Raw genomic sequence first — 19,475 nt, 5'->3', positions numbered from 1 at the left:
CCTTGCGGTCTTTGAGTGCGTATTCTTCCGCCCAAGCCTTTTGAGCGGCGGAAATCTTGCCATCCTTCAGGGCCGTCATCACGAGCTCATCCGAATCCTTTTTATCCAGTCGCGCCTTCAGAGCATGGAACTCCGAAACAGGCACGAAGCCGGAAGGATTTTTCAATGCCATAATGGCCGCTGCTACGTCTTCCGTTTTCGCATCTTCCGCAACGCCGAGCAGCGTCGTAATCGTTTTGTTGGCAACGATTTCTTCTTCGTCGTCTTTCTTTTCTTTTTCCTTCTCTTCCGTCGAATTAGCTTGTAACGCCTGAAGCTTTTGCAGGACTTGCTCTTCGGTAGCTTCTTCGCCCAGACCAAGCAGGACGGCAAGTTGTTTCAAAAAATCCATGTCATTTCCTCCCTCGTATTGGGTAATGTCAAGCGAATTGATAATCGGGAACATTCCATCAATTGCTGGCGTGTTGGTTAGGGCAACCGAGTGTAGCACGACAGCTTTTTGATCCGATTTACGCACCAGCACAACCGGGGATAGGTAGCGGTATTCCTTGTTCTTCAGGTACTCTTCCGCCTTGGGTGTCCATTCCACCTTCCCAGCGATGGCATTATCCTGGATGATGAGTTCCTTAATCCAACCGCCAGCGGGGGCCTGCACATCCTCCAGCGTCTGATGCTCATAGTCGATGACGATATCAAGCGCCCGGCGGTGGAACGTTTCCTTCATAGCCCGAAAGGACTCCTCATCGACCACAAAGTTTCCTTTCTGGGACTTCACATGCCCAAGCGGCAGCAGCTTAATTACGGTCGGCACGCCTTGAACTTCGGTTACCGTACCTGAACATACAATCCATTTTTTCAGCGTGATCACCTCCTCGCCGATTCATGTCGACTGCAACGCCGTTATAACGCGTTATAACGCGGGTATATAAATCATCAGCATGATTCGGTCATCCAAATTCACAAACGCCTTAGAGGGCGTTCCAGGCCTTATTCCTTTGACTTGCGTTTTTCTCTGTTCTCAAAGGCTTTTTTCAAACTCTTTGGGTAGCTGCTAACGTCCGGATCAAAAGCGTGCTTTGCTGGATTGTTCGAGAAGCTTGGATCGGGCATTATGTTCACATGCTGACCATTTAATTGGGCAGATACTGGCGGTTCTGTTTCCACCTTGAGGCCGCGTTCCCGAACTTGACGCTCGGAGAGTGTTCGGACGGTACAGCGGCAGCGGAACCCATTCGGGGGATACCAGGTATTCCATATCGGGTCATCGGCCCGAAATACCCTGCCGTGCATCGCCAGATGCGATGGCCGCGTGCGCTTGTCCTGGACTGCATCATACTGCCAGTACGGACGTAAGCGCAGCGTCTCCGGTGCCGTCATCTGCTTCCAGTGCCCCACCTGATAGGCCGTCTGCACGTTCGTCCGGAAGATATTATCCGCCTGATAGTTTGTCACGCCTTCATATCCACGCTGCTCCAGCCAATCGTTCATCCGTTCACGGAACTTGCCCAGTGTCGTTCCTTCATCAATGGCCTTCAGCAATTCCCCGTGAAACTTGCGAAGGAGCTGAATCTTGCTGTATCCGGAAATCGTGAACGCCTGTGCCCGGTACTCCTCGGCAAGTTGGTAGAATTCACTTTCCTTCATTGGTAGTTTGTCGCCGAAGAAGGCAACCGCCTCCTCAAAGACGAATCCAGGCGTGGTAAGGAGCTCAATCCATTCTCGCATGCTCTTCGACTCTCCCCATTAGGTCAGCGTAAAACATAGCCTTGTGCAGCAGCTCGTCCAGGTCTTCGATATCCATCTGTTGATACAGCTCTCCCGCGAATCTTTCGTCTTCGAGCTTGGCTTTGACTTCTTCCAGGCTATTCGCCGTGTCAAGTATTTTGAGAACAGGAGCAAATATCTTGCCGAATATCCCCTTGGAATTCTGGATAGCTGCGTCGGCCAATTGATCCACGCTTCCCTGTGTAACTCCAGGCCGATTACCCTTGTTAGCTACAGCCACCAAAGTTTTGTCTTTAAAAGGCATTGGCGCCGAATGTGATAACGGGGCAGCTACCTCTTCGCCGTTCTCCGGCTTTGGCACGGAAAACTTCTTGTACAAGTGCGATGTTGGGATTTTCAATCCCATATCAATCAGCTTCCCGTAGATATCCGCCGTTTCTTTCAGGTCTCCGGCTTCTTCACAGTCGAAACGCAGATGGGGGATACGCCGGGATTCCCCATAGTTAAAGTAGACAAGTGGTCGAATTAGATCCCGGCGCAATGTGGCAGCTAGGGCCTTGCAATCCGCGACCGTCAGATCGTGGCGGACTTCGTTATGTGTCTTCGACTGGGCGAAACTTCCGCCCCCAGAATCGCTCGTAAGCGTCTGGCCGAGCACCGCCTTCGATATCTGTTCATCGCAGTACCTGGCGAGCGACTCATACACGTTAATTGATGTGGTCTTCGCAGCCTCTTTGAATTCAATCTCTGTTCCGTCCGGAATAATGCCCGCTGCATCTGTTCCTATCTGAACGAGAGCACGCATGAGAGCAGCCTTGTCATCATCCGAGGCGGATGGGTCATATTTGCCCAGCCGGAGCGGCATTCCGAACACTTCACAAAAACTGACCCAATCCTTTAGATCGTAATTTTTAAACAAATACATCCAGGCGACCACGCGCAGGACGCCTGCCCGTGATGGGTGCCCTGAACGCGCCTTGTAACGATGTATGACGAACTTATTCTCCGGAAGAGGTATTCCGGATGGATTATCGCGGGTGACCACTTTCAGAGTGTCTTGATTGTCCCAGAGGAGACGCTTGGGATGCCGCCACTTGATATCCTCTACGACCGTAAATCCATCGTCGTAGCCCCAAATAATTTCAGATACGGAGATACCCTTACCGATAGCATCAAGCAGATCCATCATGATGTCCTCGAAGTTCTCCAGCCCGTCGATCTGCTCTTTCACAAACTCGGCTATCTGTTTATCCCATTCGTCATCCGAAAACGGGATGACTTCGAAGTCCAGTCCGGTGACCGCGTTCTTGCGTGTCTGGAGCTGTGAAAATAGATGCGGATCTTTCTCTTCCATCTCCTCAAAGAGCTCCATCTGTCGCAGCACGTCGCCCGCGTCTGCCTCGCGAAAGATTTGCGCCAGTCGCACCGGAGTCAAGCCGTTCGATGGGTACGTGGAGTATTTATCCCATACCGGGGCGACTGCAATCTCGTTCAGCTCCGGGCGGCGGGGGCTTACCGTTTTGTTCTTCTGCTTGTTTTTCTTCGACATAGATTCACCACCTAATAACCGCCTCGCCGGAATTTCATCGCCCGGCTGATTACTGATTTATAGTCCGTCTTGTTTGATGTCTTGATGCCCAGGGCAAGTCGGACGGCCATCTCCAATCCATCCGGTCCATCGTCATTTTTGCCCATCGGGTATTCCCGCATTTGTTGTAACAGTGTCTTGTGGCGGCGACTGAACTTCAGATACCCATTCTTAACAAATGGCTGAAGCGACTCGATCCGCAGTTCCTTGCGCTGGAGACTTTGGATCTCCTCTATCGGCAGGTATTCGCCAGCCTCTGCGCTCTTCTGTGCCAGTACATCCTTGAAGAAGTGCTGGAATTGTACCGTCTCGACGCCAAATTTGCGGAATGGCCGCTTATAGTCGCGCCGGAATCGCTTGGACATCTCTATGGCGTCATCGATGATGACATCAGGGACGCGCCGCTCGATGGATGCCTCCACCACGTACATATAGCCGCTCTTGGTATCCTTGGCTATGGCAATGATGGAACTGGTATCGCTTTTCTTGTTTTTCCCAAGGGAAGGGTCGTTCGCGGCGACAAACACGAATCGCTTATCCCGGAAATCAATCGTCGGGTCGTCATCCCAGAAGTCGAACCATTCATCATTAAATGTGCAGGAATCCGGGTCAATCGGATCGTTTTGAATCTCGGAATTGAACGATGCTTCGCCTTCAGAAATCTTGATTACCATCAAGTCGTAGTAGGAGAGCTTTTCTTCCCACAAGACTTCTGTGCCTTCGAGCATGTCGGCCTTGTTGTCTTCGTAGAAGGCCCGCGCATCTTCTTGCCGATGCACGTTTTCCAGGTCGGTATAGATTGCTTCCCAAGCGTCCCAGAGCTCTTGATTCGTCGCGAAGCTGATAACCCCCCGATACTTTACAGAATGATATTCCGGGTTCTTCAACACCTTGGAAAGCAGAGAATCGTAATGCAGGATCGTTCCGATATAGACGATGTCAGTGTACGTGTCGCCTGCTTTACTAACCGCCTTGTAGAACCAGCTTTCCAGTTTCTTGCGTTGCTCCGGCGTGTAAACATTTTCGTCATTCTCGATGTCGTCCAGGACAATCAAGTCAGGACGCCAGTTGCGATGACGGCGGCCCCGAATCTTCTTGCCGCTGCCAATGGCCTCAACCTTGATATCTGTCGAGGTCACAAGGACGCTGCCTTTCCAGACTCTACCCTTGAGGCTCCCGAAGTCCTCAATGATGGCCGGGTTATCCTCTAGCTCGGTTTTAATATCCGTGAGGAATCCTTCTGCCTGGTCGGAACTATCAGAGAGGATGATCGGGTAATGTTTGTACTCATATACCACCGAGTGCAAAGTGTCCTTAAAGGTGAAGTTTGTCGACTTCGCATGCCCACGTGAGGCGGCTGTAGCACGGCGGCAGCCTTTCGCCCTTGATATCTTCTTCCCATCCGGCAAAGGGTTCAGGCCCTTCATGACTCCTTGAGTCCATATACTATCCAGCTCTTCGTGAAATTGCGGCGATTCCCTGACGAAGTAGTGGGGCAGATAAGCCCGCCCGAAATACCCCAGGTCAATGGCTCCTAGCTTCTTGCGCAAGCCATCCGGGCCTGTCAGTTCTGCGCCGCTTTGGTACTCCCTTAGCAACGTTTCCCGGTATTCGCGGTGCTGCTCATTACGCATGACGTAGTTTTCAAAGAGCTGCTTCTGATACTCCAGACTGAGTAGTTCTTCTTTGTCTGCCTCATCCTCCAGTTGCCGGAGGTACTCGTCCAGGTTAATCATCGGCCATCATCTTTTCCTTCGCTTTTTGCAGTACCGCCTTCAGTTCTCCGGCAAGTTGAGGATCGGCCTTGATGGCTGCCATGAGTTCTGCCTCCATCCCTTGGAATGCTAGTTCGATCTTCTTCTGCATGTCCTGGCGGACGCGGTCTTTATAGACCTTTGTTCTGGAGAGCGCGACCATAACGCGGGCCGCCTTATCCAGCGGCATGTAGTCCCATTCTTCCTGTGCTTGCGCCATCTTCTTCGTCAGCTCTCCGGCCATAATTTGTAGGCCGCCTTCGGTGTAATCGACGTCCGGATTTTTCCGGATCATCTCGACTAGCGCCTTTGTCTGTTCTTGCGCCTCCATAAGCCGCTGCGTCGCGTTCCCGACTCGGAGCGCATAGCGACCAATGGAACTCTTGGATACCTCGAATCCCTGGGCCTCCAGATACTCTGATATCTCCCAGTAGGTGTACCGTGTATCAAGAAGCATCGCGTCGACCTGATCCTTGATATGCAAAGGCAGGTCGTCAACTTTAGAGCGCGTGCGGTTTCTTCGTTTGCCGCTCATTAGATGGCGACTCCCGGATCATCCGGAGTTGAGCCCTCCAGTAAATCGATGCCCTTTACCGTTAGCCGGATTACGGCATCATTGGCATAAGCATTGTACGAATTCACACGCTCATTCGAATATTCGATGTAGCCCTTCTTGAATAAGTAATCCAGATGCTTGGAGATATCCGGGCTGATGATTACGCCATCGTTGACCATGACATTGACCAATTGCCTGCATAGGAGCGAATTGTTATGTCCTTTTGCGAGCGAGCGCATGATATAGCCCCGAACCGCTTTATTATGTTGCACACCGTGATAGGTTTGTTCATCCATCTACCTCTGTCCTCCAGCATGCTATCGTGTATTTTGTCGAGCTTCTTGTCGACGTTGTTCATCGTTCTAATGAAATCCTCCCGGGTCGTGTAGATGAACGGGAGATCGGAACGTAAGTCATCCAATTCTTTTTTCAATTCATCCACATCTTGAGCGTTTTTATTGATTTGCGTTTTGAGTTCTGCCATCGTCGTTTTTAAAAAGTAACCAATTGCTCCGATGCCTAGCATCGTCGCCGTCTGTATGATCCAATTCCACTCCACTAGCCAGCACGCTCCTTGAGCTCCAGCACCTTGGATTCAATCGTGCTCATGATGTACCCCTCTGCGTCGCCCAGGGTGTCATGTAGGGCCCGCATGTATTCGGGCTTGAGCTGGCGGACAATTTCCGAATACGCTTGAGGGGCAAGTTCCATTAATTCTTCTCTGGGTGACCATCCTTCCTTGACAGACTCCCGTAAATGACTGGCGACGGTCTGTTCAATTTGGTGGACGGTCTTGGTCGCAACATCATCCAATCGTTCAATAGCTGCCTGAACCAGCGCACGTTGCGCATCCGCATCAATTTTCGCCGTCTCTGCCGACAGCTTGGCGCTAGCCCGGCGTATGTAGTAAATCGCAAATGAAGACAGTAGAGTCAGGCCCGCCAGCGCCACATTCAATAACATCTCGTTAATTGCATCTTGCATCATGTAAGAGCCTCCTTTTTAGGCAATAAAAAACCAGTAGGGCATAAGCCTCTACTGGTAGATTACCAAGTGTTTTCTTGCATGTCTGGAAGGGATTCCCCGATTTTTCGCCCCTCATTTTAGCTCGTCATCAATCGAAAAGTTGGAGTTGATTCTCATCCCTCCGTGGAGAAACTGGAAGGATGCCGTCACAAATTTCTCTCACTCTACGTTCACTCAGTTCATACTTCTGTGCGATCTCTCGATGGTTATATCCATCATACTCTTGAATGATCCGCCTGTCACGTACCCGGCGGAAGAAGAAATCCAATGTGGGGATGTACACATGATCCCCTCCGGCCTTGCTGGCCAGCGTAATTAGGTTATCTAATCCTATCCATTCAGCATACTTACGGTATGGCATGGGCAGCATATCTGGCGTTAGCTCATCGAGCCATTCCATCCGGCGGATCACCTCCTCATATTATAGCAGGAGCTGAAAAAATCAATTTCTGCTCGTTGCGGCCTCCTTACGATACTGAATGGTCAGCATACGCCAGAAATCATAACTCCCGGTTTTCGTTTTCAGTTCATTCGCGTAATAGGCTGCCGCCTCTTTGCCCATGAAGGAGGCTCGATGTCGCGCTTCTCCTCCAGCTCCTTCAGCCTCTTATCCTGCTTCTCTACGGTCTTGAGCAATTTGTCAAAGGCTTCTCTTTCTTCTTTGTTCATTCCTTGTTCATCCTTTCTGAGAAATGAGTTCACAAGTTCTTTAAACTGATGCCATCCAGTCCACTTGCCATTGTCATACATCAATCTGGGACATATTTTTCCGCTCCAATCGTAATGACGTCGCAGCCGTTCAACTCCCCAGCCCCTTTCAAGGAGCATCTTAGCGACAAGTTCAGCAGCATTCCGTAATGTTTGCTGATAGTTCCCAGATTCGCATATTTCAATTGCGATAGATGTACGATTGCCGCTTGCAGCGTTGCTGCCATCACCAGCATGCCATGCATTCTCAACGAGTGGGATACATTCAATAGCTTCGTGCTCGTCCACCACAATATGGTAGGATGCCGTTCGATCATTGTCTGGATTCGTCAGCCAACCACGTTCGTTCTTGGCGCTGCTCCCAGAATTACCTGTGTTATGAATAGTGATGGTGGTCGCATTCATCGGGTAACCAGGGCGACGATTCTTCATTGTATTTTTCGGGATATGATCTTGACGATAAATCACGTTTAACTCTCCCTTCCTTTGCGAACTATTTTGATAATGGATTGAAAAGAATCTCCATTTTTCCGGACTCTTTATCCAAGTTGATAGACGAGACGGGACGCTCCCCCGGTTGTTTTTGTAATTGGTGGAGAAGGCTCTCCAGGCTGACCGCTGCTGATCTGGCCGTCAGGGCAGCGGTCGAGAAAAAGTACAAAACATCGATCCGGATCGGGCGGTACGGCGACAAGGCTCGGCTTCTGGACGGGCTTTCTTGCCATCAGTTTACCGCCCGTTGCACAATCGATTTAATCATGTGGCCGTTCCCGATCTGGATTTCGTTATCGAGTAGTCGGCGAACGCGATAACGCAAGGTTGAAGACAGGCGATGCTTCTCAATTACTTCGGCCTCCACGAGCTTCCGTCCGTCCCGCTGGTACCCGCCGAATCGATTGGCACAAGTTTTGGAACGCGCACAATGTCGCCAACATTTGCCGATTCTCGCATAATGTTGATTTCTTTGACCCGTATCATAACATCCCGTTTGAGGGCTGCCAGTTGTTTGTTCGTGATTTTTGATACATATAAACTATAGTCACGAAGCCGGACGACGCGAAGGGCATAATCAAATTTTGCGCCATCGGCACATTCTAGGGCCAAGGCTTCCACACAAGCGAGACGATTTGTCCATTCAAACTTTTTAGGCTGCTGCACGGTCATTCCTCCCATTAAAATTTTTAGCAGTACCATTCGCCGCCTTTTCGCAGGTATTTACCGTTATGGCCCAGTTGTGGGGCAAGGATAGCCGTTTTTCCTTTGTAATCCCTGGCCCTGGGCTTCAGCGCATCGAGCCGTTTACGCTCCGCTTCAAGTTGCTGCGGCGTCAGTGTGTAAGTCGTTATTTTCTTATAGTCGTATTCGGTCATTGTACAGGCCTCCTACATCTTAAATCAGTCCATTAAATCGATAGTTCAAGGCCAGTGGGTCTTCGCCCACATCCAACAGCATTTTTCCGAGATACTTTTTCCCTTTCGGGCTCTTGGTTCGCTCGAACAAGCGGCCCGCTGTGGCTACGGATAAAAAACCAATCAATTCGGAAAAATACTCGCTTGTGTACACGATCGGTAATTGCTTTCGATACCGATAATCAACAATGCCATAAAACTCCTTAATCCAAGTGTCTTTTTGGCTTTCTTTGCAAATATCATCGACGAGAAGCAACTCGCAGTTGTAAATTCGCTTTCGGATTTCCTCCACCTTATACGCCTCGTCCGGGCTGTTGTAGTAGGAAAACCATTCCGTGAAGCTTTGTACCCAGTTGAAAAACAGAGGATATATGCCCAGTTCGATGAGCGGCGCGACCGTAGCCGTAACCAGGTGCGTCTTGCCGCTGCCGGATGTGCCCAAAAGCCCGAACCAAGGAACGCCTTTCAAGCTTTGGCCCTTCTTGATCCGAGCGACCAATCCATCCGAATATTCCCGCGCCAACTCGTATGCATCTATGACGCGTTGATCCAGGCCGTCCAAGTTGAAATTGTCAAAGGTCTTTAATTGCGCATCCTCGCTCATATTGGTGGTTTGCATGATCCGCTTCAGCTTCTTGCGTTCCATGCAGGCACATTGATAGGCCACGTTGCGAGCAGGGTCGTGGATGACGCCCTCGTCCCGGCATTTCGGGCACTCATAAGCCGAGTTTTCGGCGGAAGGCAGCTTCGGCGCTGATATCGATATCGCGTTTGCCTTGGCTGCCTGCCTGGCTGCCTGGATGCGTTCGAGCAAGTCCGGCATGACCTCTTTCAGACCTTGCATGAGCGGCACCGCCTTTCTTCAGAAGGTTGCGGAGAATGCCCCGGGTGTAGTTCTCTTTGATATTTGGATATTTCTCGATATGGATGGAGAGCGCTCTGATTACAAGACTAGGCTCATAACGCTCCCAATACTCGTATTCACGCTGCTTGATTCCCTCGGATATTTTCCCTGTTCCTCGTGTCCAGCGTATCGTCTCCCAATAGGCAAAAATGATTTGCCGTTGCGCTGGAGAGTAGCGTTCAAGAGCGTCTGGCATTGGACTCCACTCCTCCCCGTCGCTTCATTGCTTTCAGAGCTTCGATGACCTTGCTGGCCTGGGCAGGTGAGAGGTAGCTCGTATGACTTACGCCCTGCTGCTTCTCCAGGAAACGACGCAAACGGCGAGGGTCAGATTTCCAGCCTAATTCCTCGGCCAGCTTGTTAATTTGCCAGATTTGATTCGGCGTTGCCCGGGATGATGGCTTGGCTTTACCCAGCATCTGATTCAATCGTTCGATTACTTTAATGCCCTGGGCCTTGCTTAACGCCTTAATGCTCTCCGATCCGGTCATAGTCAAGACCAGGTCATGCAGCTCGTCGTTATTCATTCGGGCCTGCCTGGCAAGCCCGAATATGTTCTTGATTTGTGGATAGGTGATTTTGTCCATAAGGGCCCTCCTCACTCAGAAAAAGCTTCTAAGCCGACACTAATGCTGTCCTCGACGTACACCGAATTGCGTATCGTATCGATTTCTTCCGGAGTGAGATGGCCGAAGAAGCGTTCAACCAATTCGCCATGCTTCGCCAGGCGAATGGCGTCGAGCTCCTCTTCAAGCTCACCAGTTATGCCTACACTTCCGAGTAGCTGCTTGTCCTTCAGATAGTCGCCCTTTAGCTTCTTTTTTACTGCCTTTACTTTGTTGCTATCGAGCCCAAGGCCGCTCAGCACGTCATCAATAGAAGTGTCAAAGCAGTATTCGCCTTTGTAAAGGGCAATGAGCGCTTCCTTGAAACGTGCTTCTGTCTCGAATTTAACCTCATACTTCCGGCTGACTTTGGCTGCCACCACATCACCAAGCACTTCAACCAAGCGTTCATAATTATCAATTTCAAACTTTTCCTTGTATGTCAGGTTGAATCGGCCCTTGCTTCCAGGGATCTGATAGTGAGATAGGTTCTTATTGTCCATGACAAATATTCCAGCAGATGTAAGGGTGGCCTTCAGTTCATCCAGCCGCTTCTTGCTTCGCTTCATATCCTGTTCCAATCGGAGTGCTTCATCAACAAGGGGAACCAGTTCCGAATTCATCGCCCGTCCCCCCCTTCAAATGCATTGGCCGCTCTCCGTTCCGTAACATTGGCCTCCAGATTCTGAATGCACTGGGAGCACACAAACCGACCGGAATACACAACTAGCTCTTTATCGCTCCGGCAGAATAGGCAACTTCCTTGCGTCCGCTGTAACAGGATTGTGCCGTCTTCGCTATCGACGATAATATTGAACTTTTCGCCGCCTGATAGGCCATACTCCCGGCGTATTACGGCCGGGAGTGTTACGGAACCACTCTTGCTTAATTTTTTGTTATACGACTGCATACAACGCATCCTCCTCAATCATGTCTTCTACTGGCGTACCATCCTCACAGGGGATTGCAATCCGGTGCAGGTCATACAATGTGACAACCTGCTCAAGCGTTAGCTCACCGATTAAAAGTGCTAGTCTTGACGGCTTCTTCATGCCTCTGCTCCTCCATAAATGTATTCACAAGCCTGCCAGCAGCCACATGAAATGCATAATGCAGTTCACGATAAAGCCAGCACGCTTCCAGAACGGTCAATTCCTCACCTAGCCGCTGCCGCATATCCATCAACGCCTTTTCATATGGATCTCTGCTACGGATGCCCTCATCGTCAACGATGTAATCAGGTGAATCCCTCAAGGCAATACGGACTTCGTCCTCTGTCAACCCCGACACGATAGCGGCTGGACGTACCGGGACGGGAAGCATCACATGCTGTAAGAAACGGAACAAGCGTGCCACTGAATGATTCGAGTATTCATATCTCCACATCGTCATCCCCCCTACAGCATCATCATGTTGCTGGCCTTAGCGATAATGTCGACGGTAATTAGGGGAGCCCCTTCAGCGGAGCCGTGCATGTTTAATATGCGCAAGATGTTGTTCAGCGTCCGGTCGAGTAAGCGGAAGCATCCGTTTTTGTTGTTAGTTGCACGGACAATCATCTCCTGAATGGCATTTTCTTCGAAGTTGAAGTTTTGTAGGTAGCTGCGAACCTCGTTAGCGGATAGTCCCTTCAGTGACACATAGAAATCTACCCGGTTCGCAAAACGGCTGATATAGCCCTTGATTTGCGCTTCAAGCTTCGGTTCCCCGGCGATAATCATTCCCACATCTGACTGGTCGAAGATGGCACGCAGGATCTCCATTTTTTTCTGTGAATACTTGCTAACAAGCTTGTCCGCTTCGTCGATAATGAGCAAGTAGCCCGGATTGCAGTTGAAAAATTCACGGATACCGTTCACCCGTTCCCATATCGTGCCATAGCCAACGGGTAGGCCGAGAGCTCTTTCGATGGCCTTAACCAGATCGCGTTGCGCCATCGTATCGTCGCATTCGATATAAGCAACTTTAGGAGACCGCGCATAATACTTGAGCGTATGAGTCTTGCCGTATCCCGACTTCCCAACCACAATTCCAAGCCCGGTAAATGACTGGCAGGATTGGCAAGCCCCGATGATTGCCGTTGCGTCCCGACTCTCAACGAATGCAGGCTTGGCAAGTCGCATCGTGCCTGTTTGCTCGATGGCTGCCGCCACTTCTTCGCCTTGTGCGGAGATGAAGTTCGTTATTGCCTGCTCGATGTCAGTAGGATCGGAAGAGTATTTACCGCTCAGATATTGTGAGAGGGCCGAGCGAGAATAATTGATTTCTCGCGCCAGCTCCGTAATTGTCATGCCGTTTTTGTCCATCATATTTTTAACCTGTGCTGCAAGGGCTGTTGGTGTGCCACCTTGAACCGGATAAAATGCCACTGCTTCCATGTTCGTTCCCTCCAATTATCCAAGTTTACGGAGCGCCGCGAGGGCTTTCTCCGCTTGCCGTTGGTAAAAGTCATCTGCATCGTCTTTTCCTGCTTTGGCTGTTTTTCTGGATCGCAGCTCTTCCCGGAATTGCTGATCGTCCGGCAATGCGACCAGCTTCGTGTTCTGCTTCGGTGCTGCCTCAGCCTCATTTTTGAAAATGAACCCGGCTACGTCGTTTCCATATCCTTGATACTGAGGATCGCGTTCTTCTAATGGCGTCGTGTAGTATGTCAGGTCATCCATCGTCTGGCGGAGCTGACGCTTCTGCATTTTCAGGTGATCTTCCAGTGCCTTTTGCGGCATTTTCGGGGCGATGAGTAGCAATTCTTGACTGTACGCCTCGCAAATTTTTTGCCCGTCAACGGTATACACATAGAGCTTTGTCACATCATTCGGGTCCCATTTGATGTCAACTTTGTCCCCGATATAATGGCAGAGTTCATCGGCGCGGTACTCATATCCAAACTTTTTAATTCCAATGTTCCGGACAAGGACGCGTTCCGCCTTCATCATCAATATCGTTGCGTAGGACTTTGGCGGCGGCGCTTTGACATAGCGGTCGGCGTTCCAAAACACTTCCAGAGGCGTATGCCACTTATCGCCTTGTCCCTTGAGTCCACTATGGAATGAACGATGGTACTCGTCGCGCCACTCGCACCATAGAGCATAAAATTCATCCAGTGTCAGCAATTCGTCACGTTCGAGCATCTTCTTGATGTCCTTGTCCACTTTCGCCGCTGTCTTCGAACCTGTGAGCGTACCCGTGTAGCTTCCCAGCCACTTCTCGAACTTGCTAATCAGCGTGCCAAAAAACCGCTCGACTTGTGCCTTCGACCAAGGTTGGTATGGCAGGCTGCGCATGTCATCCTTGATGCCGATGCTACGATAAAAGCCTTTGGTCTCGCTGTCGAAGCTGACGCGTTCATTTCGCTTACGCCCGGTCATCGTCTCGGCGGTGTAGTCTTTCCCGTTGTCAATAAGCAGCCATTCTGGCACGCCGCCAATATCGGCGTATATCATGTTGAGCAGCGACTGCTTCAGCACTTGCGAATTTGCCTTGACACAAATTACATCGCCAACGATGCAGCGGCTTCGTGTATCTAGCCATGCGACGAGCTGCGGGCGGATGGCCTTGGTCTTGCCATTCGGGTATGTATATTTCACCCAAACATCGAATGTATGCTCGTCGCCTTGTACAAGCCCCATAACTGGCAACGCTTTTGTATTCCGAGACGCTTTGACCATTCGCTGATTCTTAAATTCACGCATGCCTTTTTCGGCAAGTAGACGCGCATTTTTGCCACGCTTTACATTCATCAGATATCCGATATAGCGGGCCACCGTTGGATATGATGGGATGTCCCAGCTATGCATTGATCCAATCTTCATAAGTTTGCTGTAGAGCATTTCAATCGTTCCGTTATTGCTCGCAAACGCGGGTTCAAACCATAAATTTTCGATGAAAGCTCTGACCTCCGGCGTAAGTGACGGAAATGTGTTTTTCTGCTTAGGCTTACGGCAGAGTGCCAGAACCTTGAAAAAGTCATAATTTTTCCCGTCCTGTTTGCTCATCTTCAGCGCCCAGGCACTTGCTTCCAAATAGCTTTGTGCATACCGATAGAGCGTGCGCTGACTCATTCCGTTTGCTTCCGCGATACTGACCGCAAATTCAGTCCGGTCACGGTCTCCATAGTTGAGAAACTCGCGGATGACCTTTGCCAACTCGACCGCTTCGTAATATGACTTACCGTGCTTCTCGATGTATTCAGCAGGATCAACATCGATGTACCACGGTATTTCCTTTTCATTGACATGTTCCTTGATAATGACATCTGCGCCTTCAATGCCTGTAACATGCTTATAAGCCTGTCTGGCCTTCTTGCTCAGCGTGGACATTGCAATAAGGACACGTTCCTTTCCACCACTTGCGGCAGCCTCTTTCTTTGCCTTGAAAGCCTCCGGGTTCCTTTGCACTTTCTTCTTTACTGACTCGTAGCTCACGCCCTCAAGCCCGGCGGCCACTTCCAGGGTAATGTATATTTCCGACAAGCTTGTTCCTCCTTTCCAAGTGAATCCGTTCATGCTACAATGGAGGAGATAAGTTTTTTGATGGGTTGCTTGGAGAGCGTCGACCTTGGAGGGGGGACGCTCTCTTCATTTATTGCACCCATCGATTTTAGCCTCCTGATGACCATGTTCCTCCACTTGTCCTTCTCTGTGATGTTCTAAGCCGTTCTGCTAAGCTCATGTAATTCTATGCCAAGGACTTGAGCTAGCTTAGGGATGAAGCTTTTTCCAGAACGTTCCCCAATCATAATCAGGTAGATATAGTTACTGTTCGTTCCTACCTGGGCCGCTAGTTCATATTGCGTCATATTCATTTCTGCGAGGCGCTTTTTGATGGTTACACCGATAGGTGATAGTTTGCGTTTTTTCATATATGCTCACCTGCTTTAATTCGTTCTTTGATGATTTCCCGTCTTTCAGCCTCTCGCCCTATCGCCCGTTGTAACTGGCGGTTTGCAGCGATTTTGGCGCTATACTCCAGCACCAGCCGTCGCAGTTCCTCAACGAGTTCACGCTCATGGGCTGCCAACATATCGCCATATGCATCAAGGGCGCTCCCTTGTGCAGTAGCTATTACTACCTCATTTCCAGCCGACGAAACATCTACACTTCCCACTAATTCACGAATAATCGTGTCAGTGGATTCGATTTGTTCCTTTAGTGTTTTACTCAAACTGGAACTCACATTTCATTCCTCCTTTCCAATTGAAGTGATTAATCTGTGAATCCCTTGCTTATTTAGTTTTCAAAGAGCAGGTAATTCGTATGTTTTCGACTCAAGTTGTGTGCTAAGATTTTGATATGATTTACTATCTATCATCATTATAGTTTCGATATCGTAACATGTCAACGATAAATGATTCGATTTCATAACCTTATTTAAGGGAGGGTTCCGTTATGGAAACAATCGGGAAGAGATTGCGTTTTTTAAGAGACAAGCACCAGCTTACACAAGAGAAGATGGCTGAACTGATAGGAAAAAAGAAGGGAAACATCAGTAATTATGAAAGTGATAATTATGAACCATCCGCACAAACGATTATCGCTATATGCAAAATATTTAATGTGTCTGCGGACTGGCTTCTTTTTGGGAAAAATAATGTTACGATATCAGAACAAAATGACGAACCTAAAAAGTTTCCGCCTGGTTTCGATATCGAATCAGAGGACTTAGAACTGTTGGCAAAGTTTCATCAATTAGGGGAAAGGCAAAAAGGGAAGATAGAGGGGCACATCGACGAAATGCTGGCAGCAAAGGATTCTGTCAGTTCTAGCAAACAATCATACTCGAAGAATGGAGACGGAAGAGAAGAAGCAGCCAGTAGAACTGCTTAATTTTTTGCGTAAAATGATAGGATTTCACATCATTTTTTGTCCCATTGCAGTACGCATTTTTTTGTTTATAAAAATGGAGCGTAACCCGCGCCATAAGTGCAATGGGACACACTTTAACTGAATTGTCCGAAATGTCCCTTTGATTCAACGATGTTTTTTGTATTTTTAGCGGCCTGGTCCGAAAATCTTTAACGCACGTGTAGCGAAGCCGTTAATCCGCCGAAGCCTTGATGTTGCCGGGTTTTTTTCGTTTTTTTAGTCTCCTATAACGCACGGCGACGTCGAAAATGACGCGCGTTATCACGAGAAGCTTCTTTCCGAGGCACTCCATCAATGATAAATTCCAAATGAAGCACAAAAAAACGCCGATAACCTTGATACATCAAGGCTTCCGCGCATTTTTTTTGAATTTCTTCTTCGTGAAGACGTTTATTTATTCTTTCATCATTTGTGTCTCAACTTTTATTCACTTAATCCCGCATAATCCCCGGTAGTATCGATGTTTCCCTCGTTTTCCCGGTTCTTTTTTGTCCCTTTGTCTTTGTCATTTATTCTGAGAGAGTACAGCCGTGTACATGGCTTTCGAGGGACTGGCGAGCTTCCTCCACGTCCATCTCTGCTCTGTAAGGCTGCCGCTTGGCGTGAACCTCCAGGCATCCGCATTCAGTGATTGCCTTCGTCACGGCACGGTTAACCGAGGCGTCGGACTGGCCGTACTTGGACAGAATGTCCAACAGGCTCCGGTGTCGCAGTACAAGATCGGCTACTTGCTCTTGGAGCGCTTGCAAATTGGGAGTACTCATTTCCATCCACCTCTATTCTTGATATGATGCGGCGCAAAGCCCGCATAAATCGCTCACAACACGGTTTCATGTCCATTATACGTCTCTGAATTACCAGATTTCAACTTGGACAGGCAGTAAAATATGGAAATGAACGATTAGGAGCCGGGAGCTTGGGCCATAATTGTAAGGAAATCGATTGAAAGTGAGGAGGTGGACGCACATGTTCAAACGTTGGTTTACCGGAATGGCGGGCGTTATCGGCGCCTGGGCCGGTTGGGAGCTCCATGGCTATTGGTACGCCCAGACCATGGGCTTCACGGGATTGGCGAATCCGGGACTATCTGCCGGCCGGCTCGCATGGGCGTTGGGCGGGGCATTTTGCTTATTTGTAATCAGTCGTGTACTTTATATGCCGTTGGCAAAAAGCTGGAATGAATGGCGGGAGCGCATCGCGCTCGTGTCCACAGGAACCTTGGTTACGGGGACGGCGGGCGCTTTCGCCGGAATCTGCTTCGCCGCGCTGCTGACGCCGCTGCTCCGTGAATTCGGAAGCGCCGGGCTGATGCTGTCGGCCGTTCTGCTGGTGCTGTTCGCCAGCACGGGCCTGCAGATTGCGCTGATGAAGCAGCAGGATATGGCGGAATGGATCGCCGCCCTGCCGTGGCTGAGCGAGCCGGTGGCGGAGGAAGAGGAGCTGCGCGTCGAAGAGCATAAAATATTGGACACGAGCGTCATTATCGACGGCCGTATCGCCGACATCTGCAAGACCGGATTCATAGAAGGGACGATCGTCATCCCGGAATTCGTGCTGGAGGAGCTGCAGCATATCGCCGACTCATCGGATTTGCTGAAGCGGAACCGCGGCCGGAGAGGCTTGGATATTTTGAATAAGATCCAAAAAGAGCTGGAAGTGAAGGTGCTGATCTACGAAGGAGACTTCGAGGAGATCTCCGAGGTGGACAGCAAGCTGGTGAAGCTGGCCAAAGTGTTGAAAGGCAAAGTGGTCACGAACGACTTCAACCTGAACAAAGTATGCGAGTTGCAGGGCGTATCGGTCCTGAACATCAACGACCTGGCCAATGCGGTCAAGCCGGTTGTCCTGCCGGGAGAGGAAATCGTCGTCCAGGTCATCAAGGACGGCAAGGAGCATGGCCAAGGCGTCGCTTATCTGGATGACGGCACGATGATCGTCGTCGAAGGCGGGCGCGAGTATATCGGCATGACGATGGAGGTGCTCGTGACGAGCGTGCTGCAGACGTCGGCCGGACGCATGATTTTTGCCAAGCCAAAACTGTTGGAAAAAGCCCAATAAACAGGTATGATGGGAAGAGCACCATCATGGAGGTTGACAGGGATGGAACAGGGCTTTGGAGTGGTTATCGTGGCGGCCGGCAGAGGCTCGCGCATGGGCGCCGCGGAGAGCAAGCAATATTTGCCGCTGCTGGACAAGCCGGTCATTATACATACGCTGGAGCGGTTCCAGACGATGCACGCATGCGATGCCATCGTCTGGGTCGTCTCCCCGGAGGATACGGCCCGCTGCGCCGCTTGGCAGGAGGAATACGGCTTGGACAAGGTCCAGGCCATCGTCCCCGGCGGCGCGGAGCGGCAGCATTCCGTGTATGCCGGGCTCCAGGCGGTCCGGGCGCTCGGCCTGGACTACGTGCTGATTCACGACGGCGTGCGCCCGTTCGTGGAGACGGGCAGCGTGGAGGCATGCTACCGGGCTGCCAGAGAGCATGGGGCGGCCGTTCTGGCCGTGCCGGTGAAGGATACGATTAAGCAGGTGAACGGAGGCGTCATTACGGCGACGCCGGACCGACGCAGCTTGTGGGCGATTCAGACCCCACAGGCTTTTCGTCTTGCCGACGTGATGGCTGCGCATGAACAGGCCGCCGCGGACGGATTCATCGGCACCGACGATGCGATGCTGGCGGAGCGGGCCGGGATGCAGGTGCGCATCGTGGAAGGGGAGTACACGAATGTGAAGCTGACGACGCCCGACGATCTGGAGTGGGCGTCCTGGTGGCTCGCCCGCCGTGCGGCGGCGCCAGGGGAAGAGCGGTAAGACCGGATGGAATGACGAAGGGAGAGGCAGAACATGATACGAGTAGGACAAGGCTTCGACGTGCACCAATTGGTGGAAGGCCGTCCTTGCATTATCGGAGGCGTACATATTCCGTATGACAAAGGGCTGCTGGGGCACTCCGATGCGGACGTGCTGCTGCATACGGTCAGCGATGCGGTGCTCGGGGCGCTCGGGCTGGGCGATATCGGCAAGCACTTCCCGGATACGGACGAAGCCTACAAGGACGCGGACAGCAGCGTCCTGCTGGAGAAGGTATGGGCGTTGGCCAAGGAGCGGGGCTACCGGCTCGGCAACCTCGACTGCACGATTATCGCGCAGAAGCCGAAGATGCTGCCGTATGTGCCGGAGATGGCCGCCAATCTGGCGCGTCTTCTGGAAGCGGACGTGTCGCAGATCAACGTCAAGGCGACGACAACCGAGCAGCTCGGCTTCACGGGACGGGGAGAAGGCATCGCGGCGCAAGCGGTTGTGTGCTTATTTCACGTTTCGCAGTGATATGGTATC

The 19,475-nt window shown here is 50.7% G+C and carries 25 protein-coding genes and 1 pseudogene; 4 read left to right on the top strand and 22 right to left on the bottom strand.

Annotated elements, in window-relative coordinates:
• The 21 genes from OCY70_RS35230 to OCY70_RS35135 form a co-directional block, all read right to left on the bottom strand.
• Positions 1–868, bottom strand: an 868-nt coding sequence (locus OCY70_RS35230; protein WP_261948944.1) for a phage protease, incomplete at its 3' end; no start/stop codon positions are given.
• Between the two features lie 119 nt (positions 869–987).
• Positions 988–1,725: a phage head morphogenesis protein gene (locus OCY70_RS35225; protein ID WP_261945409.1), complete on the bottom strand. Its 738-nt coding sequence runs from the start codon at positions 1,723–1,725 to the stop codon at positions 988–990.
• Positions 1,709–3,274: a DUF935 domain-containing protein gene (locus OCY70_RS35220; protein ID WP_213431409.1), complete on the bottom strand. Its 1,566-nt coding sequence runs from the start codon at positions 3,272–3,274 to the stop codon at positions 1,709–1,711. The genes OCY70_RS35225 and OCY70_RS35220 overlap by 17 nt, the downstream gene beginning before the upstream one ends.
• Before the next feature lie 11 nt (positions 3,275–3,285).
• On the bottom strand, positions 3,286–5,049 hold the full coding sequence (gene terL / locus OCY70_RS35215) for a phage terminase large subunit (protein WP_261944922.1): 1,764 nt from the start codon (positions 5,047–5,049) through the stop codon (positions 3,286–3,288).
• Complete coding sequence (locus tag OCY70_RS35210; RefSeq protein ID WP_261944921.1) at positions 5,042–5,602, bottom strand: DUF3486 family protein; 561 nt, start codon at positions 5,600–5,602, stop codon at positions 5,042–5,044. The genes terL and OCY70_RS35210 overlap by 8 nt, the downstream gene beginning before the upstream one ends.
• The gene (locus OCY70_RS35205) at positions 5,602–5,919 is read right to left on the bottom strand and encodes a hypothetical protein (protein WP_213431480.1); all 318 of its coding nucleotides are present in this window, start codon (positions 5,917–5,919) and stop codon (positions 5,602–5,604) included. Before OCY70_RS35205 ends, OCY70_RS35210 begins: the two co-directional genes overlap by 1 nt.
• 262 nt (positions 5,920–6,181) lie before the next feature.
• A complete protein-coding gene (locus tag OCY70_RS35200) occupies positions 6,182–6,610 on the bottom strand; it encodes a guanylate kinase (RefSeq protein WP_306433995.1) in 429 nt (142 codons plus the stop codon).
• A 127-nt stretch (positions 6,611–6,737) separates the two neighbouring features.
• Entirely contained in the window at positions 6,738–7,049 is a 312-nt protein-coding gene (locus OCY70_RS35195; RefSeq protein ID WP_261948970.1) for a Mor transcription activator family protein, read from the bottom strand.
• A 122-nt stretch (positions 7,050–7,171) separates the two neighbouring features.
• Positions 7,172–7,825 carry a peptidoglycan recognition protein family protein gene (locus tag OCY70_RS35190; protein WP_261948969.1) on the bottom strand — a complete coding sequence of 218 codons (654 nt, stop codon included), beginning with the start codon at positions 7,823–7,825 and terminating at the stop codon, positions 7,172–7,174.
• A 71-nt stretch (positions 7,826–7,896) separates the two neighbouring features.
• A complete protein-coding gene (locus OCY70_RS35185; RefSeq protein ID WP_261948968.1) occupies positions 7,897–8,082 on the bottom strand; it encodes a hypothetical protein in 186 nt (61 codons plus the stop codon).
• 118 nt (positions 8,083–8,200) lie between these two features.
• A complete protein-coding gene (locus tag OCY70_RS35180) occupies positions 8,201–8,515 on the bottom strand; it encodes a hypothetical protein (RefSeq protein WP_261948967.1) in 315 nt (104 codons plus the stop codon).
• A 23-nt stretch (positions 8,516–8,538) separates the two neighbouring features.
• Positions 8,539–8,727, bottom strand: coding sequence for a hypothetical protein (locus OCY70_RS35175; RefSeq protein ID WP_213431369.1), 189 nt, complete (start codon positions 8,725–8,727; stop codon positions 8,539–8,541).
• 19 nt (positions 8,728–8,746) lie between these two features.
• Positions 8,747–9,610: an ATP-binding protein gene (locus tag OCY70_RS35170; protein WP_213431368.1), complete on the bottom strand. Its 864-nt coding sequence runs from the start codon at positions 9,608–9,610 to the stop codon at positions 8,747–8,749.
• Positions 9,611–9,849: 239 nt separating this feature from the next.
• Positions 9,850–10,257: a regulatory protein GemA gene (locus tag OCY70_RS35165; protein WP_213431367.1), complete on the bottom strand. Its 408-nt coding sequence runs from the start codon at positions 10,255–10,257 to the stop codon at positions 9,850–9,852.
• Positions 10,258–10,268: 11 nt separating this feature from the next.
• Positions 10,269–10,898, bottom strand: coding sequence for an ABC transporter permease (locus OCY70_RS35160; protein WP_261945070.1), 630 nt, complete (start codon positions 10,896–10,898; stop codon positions 10,269–10,271).
• Positions 10,895–11,185, bottom strand: a complete 291-nt coding sequence (locus tag OCY70_RS36500) for an AbrB/MazE/SpoVT family DNA-binding domain-containing protein (protein WP_390905308.1) — start codon at positions 11,183–11,185, stop codon at positions 10,895–10,897. Before OCY70_RS36500 ends, OCY70_RS35160 begins: the two co-directional genes overlap by 4 nt.
• A 104-nt stretch (positions 11,186–11,289) precedes the next feature.
• Positions 11,290–11,661 (bottom strand): hypothetical protein, encoded by a 372-nt coding sequence (locus OCY70_RS35155; RefSeq protein ID WP_261945207.1) that lies wholly within the window; start codon positions 11,659–11,661, stop codon positions 11,290–11,292.
• A gap of 11 nt (positions 11,662–11,672) precedes the next feature.
• Entirely contained in the window at positions 11,673–12,653 is a 981-nt protein-coding gene (locus OCY70_RS35150) for an AAA family ATPase (RefSeq protein WP_261945208.1), read from the bottom strand.
• A 15-nt stretch (positions 12,654–12,668) separates the two neighbouring features.
• Positions 12,669–14,744 (bottom strand): Mu transposase C-terminal domain-containing protein, encoded by a 2,076-nt coding sequence (locus OCY70_RS35145; RefSeq protein ID WP_261945209.1) that lies wholly within the window; start codon positions 14,742–14,744, stop codon positions 12,669–12,671.
• Positions 14,745–14,920: 176 nt separating this feature from the next.
• Positions 14,921–15,133 (bottom strand): helix-turn-helix domain-containing protein, encoded by a 213-nt coding sequence (locus tag OCY70_RS35140; protein ID WP_213431526.1) that lies wholly within the window; start codon positions 15,131–15,133, stop codon positions 14,921–14,923.
• Entirely contained in the window at positions 15,130–15,447 is a 318-nt protein-coding gene (locus OCY70_RS35135; RefSeq protein WP_261945210.1) for a hypothetical protein, read from the bottom strand. Before OCY70_RS35135 ends, OCY70_RS35140 begins: the two co-directional genes overlap by 4 nt.
• A 212-nt stretch (positions 15,448–15,659) precedes the next feature.
• Between OCY70_RS35135 and OCY70_RS35130 the strand changes: the two genes are divergently transcribed.
• The gene (locus OCY70_RS35130) at positions 15,660–16,097 is read left to right on the top strand and encodes a helix-turn-helix domain-containing protein (protein ID WP_213430720.1); all 438 of its coding nucleotides are present in this window, start codon (positions 15,660–15,662) and stop codon (positions 16,095–16,097) included.
• A gap of 566 nt (positions 16,098–16,663) precedes the next feature.
• Here OCY70_RS35130 and OCY70_RS35125 read toward each other — a convergent pair.
• Positions 16,664–16,900, bottom strand: a pseudogene (locus tag OCY70_RS35125) (DUF1573 domain-containing protein); the annotation flags it as partial.
• Positions 16,901–17,102: 202 nt separating this feature from the next.
• On the opposite strand from OCY70_RS35125, the gene OCY70_RS35120 reads away from it, so the two are divergent.
• From OCY70_RS35120 to ispF, 3 genes are read left to right on the top strand one after another with little or no spacing between them, the layout of a single operon-like run.
• Positions 17,103–18,194, top strand: coding sequence for a PIN/TRAM domain-containing protein (locus OCY70_RS35120; RefSeq protein ID WP_213431274.1), 1,092 nt, complete (start codon positions 17,103–17,105; stop codon positions 18,192–18,194).
• Positions 18,195–18,236: 42 nt separating this feature from the next.
• The gene (ispD, locus tag OCY70_RS35115; RefSeq protein WP_213431273.1) at positions 18,237–18,950 is read left to right on the top strand and encodes a 2-C-methyl-D-erythritol 4-phosphate cytidylyltransferase; all 714 of its coding nucleotides are present in this window, start codon (positions 18,237–18,239) and stop codon (positions 18,948–18,950) included.
• Positions 18,951–18,983: 33 nt separating this feature from the next.
• Positions 18,984–19,466, top strand: a complete 483-nt coding sequence (gene ispF / locus OCY70_RS35110) for a 2-C-methyl-D-erythritol 2,4-cyclodiphosphate synthase (RefSeq protein WP_087444213.1) — start codon at positions 18,984–18,986, stop codon at positions 19,464–19,466.
• The last annotated feature ends 9 nt before the right edge of the window (positions 19,467–19,475 follow it).

Origin of the sequence: Paenibacillus melissococcoides, assembly GCA_944800085.1 — a bacterium.
Lineage (GTDB): Bacteria > Bacillota > Bacilli > Paenibacillales > Paenibacillaceae > Paenibacillus_B > Paenibacillus_B melissococcoides.
Note: the sequence above shows the minus strand (reverse complement) of the source record. Positions and strands in the feature narration are given on the sequence as shown.

What these genes read in the sequence shown, in the direction of transcription:
- OCY70_RS35225 (WP_261945409.1), bottom strand. Translation starts at nt 1,725, where the DNA reads ATGCGAGAATGGATTGAGCTCCTTACCACGCCTGGATTCGTCTTTGAG.
- OCY70_RS35220 (WP_213431409.1), bottom strand. Translation starts at nt 3,274, where the DNA reads ATGTCGAAGAAAAACAAGCAGAAGAACAAAACGGTAAGCCCCCGCCGC.
- terL (WP_261944922.1), bottom strand. Translation starts at nt 5,049, where the DNA reads ATGATTAACCTGGACGAGTACCTCCGGCAACTGGAGGATGAGGCAGAC.
- OCY70_RS35210 (WP_261944921.1), bottom strand. Translation starts at nt 5,602, where the DNA reads ATGAGCGGCAAACGAAGAAACCGCACGCGCTCTAAAGTTGACGACCTG.
- OCY70_RS35205 (WP_213431480.1), bottom strand. Translation starts at nt 5,919, where the DNA reads ATGGATGAACAAACCTATCACGGTGTGCAACATAATAAAGCGGTTCGG.
- OCY70_RS35200 (WP_306433995.1), bottom strand. Translation starts at nt 6,610, where the DNA reads ATGATGCAAGATGCAATTAACGAGATGTTATTGAATGTGGCGCTGGCG.
- OCY70_RS35195 (WP_261948970.1), bottom strand. Translation starts at nt 7,049, where the DNA reads ATGGAATGGCTCGATGAGCTAACGCCAGATATGCTGCCCATGCCATAC.
- OCY70_RS35185 (WP_261948968.1), bottom strand. Translation starts at nt 8,082, where the DNA reads ATGGCAAGAAAGCCCGTCCAGAAGCCGAGCCTTGTCGCCGTACCGCCC.
- OCY70_RS35175 (WP_213431369.1), bottom strand. Translation starts at nt 8,727, where the DNA reads ATGACCGAATACGACTATAAGAAAATAACGACTTACACACTGACGCCG.
- OCY70_RS35170 (WP_213431368.1), bottom strand. Translation starts at nt 9,610, where the DNA reads ATGCAAGGTCTGAAAGAGGTCATGCCGGACTTGCTCGAACGCATCCAG.
- OCY70_RS35165 (WP_213431367.1), bottom strand. Translation starts at nt 10,257, where the DNA reads ATGGACAAAATCACCTATCCACAAATCAAGAACATATTCGGGCTTGCC.
- OCY70_RS35160 (WP_261945070.1), bottom strand. Translation starts at nt 10,898, where the DNA reads ATGAATTCGGAACTGGTTCCCCTTGTTGATGAAGCACTCCGATTGGAA.
- OCY70_RS36500 (WP_390905308.1), bottom strand. Translation starts at nt 11,185, where the DNA reads ATGCAGTCGTATAACAAAAAATTAAGCAAGAGTGGTTCCGTAACACTC.
- OCY70_RS35155 (WP_261945207.1), bottom strand. Translation starts at nt 11,661, where the DNA reads ATGTGGAGATATGAATACTCGAATCATTCAGTGGCACGCTTGTTCCGT.
- OCY70_RS35150 (WP_261945208.1), bottom strand. Translation starts at nt 12,653, where the DNA reads ATGGAAGCAGTGGCATTTTATCCGGTTCAAGGTGGCACACCAACAGCC.
- OCY70_RS35140 (WP_213431526.1), bottom strand. Translation starts at nt 15,133, where the DNA reads ATGAAAAAACGCAAACTATCACCTATCGGTGTAACCATCAAAAAGCGC.
- OCY70_RS35130 (WP_213430720.1), top strand. Translation starts at nt 15,660, where the DNA reads ATGGAAACAATCGGGAAGAGATTGCGTTTTTTAAGAGACAAGCACCAG.
- OCY70_RS35120 (WP_213431274.1), top strand. Translation starts at nt 17,103, where the DNA reads ATGTTCAAACGTTGGTTTACCGGAATGGCGGGCGTTATCGGCGCCTGG.
- ispD (WP_213431273.1), top strand. Translation starts at nt 18,237, where the DNA reads ATGGAACAGGGCTTTGGAGTGGTTATCGTGGCGGCCGGCAGAGGCTCG.
- ispF (WP_087444213.1), top strand. Translation starts at nt 18,984, where the DNA reads ATGATACGAGTAGGACAAGGCTTCGACGTGCACCAATTGGTGGAAGGC.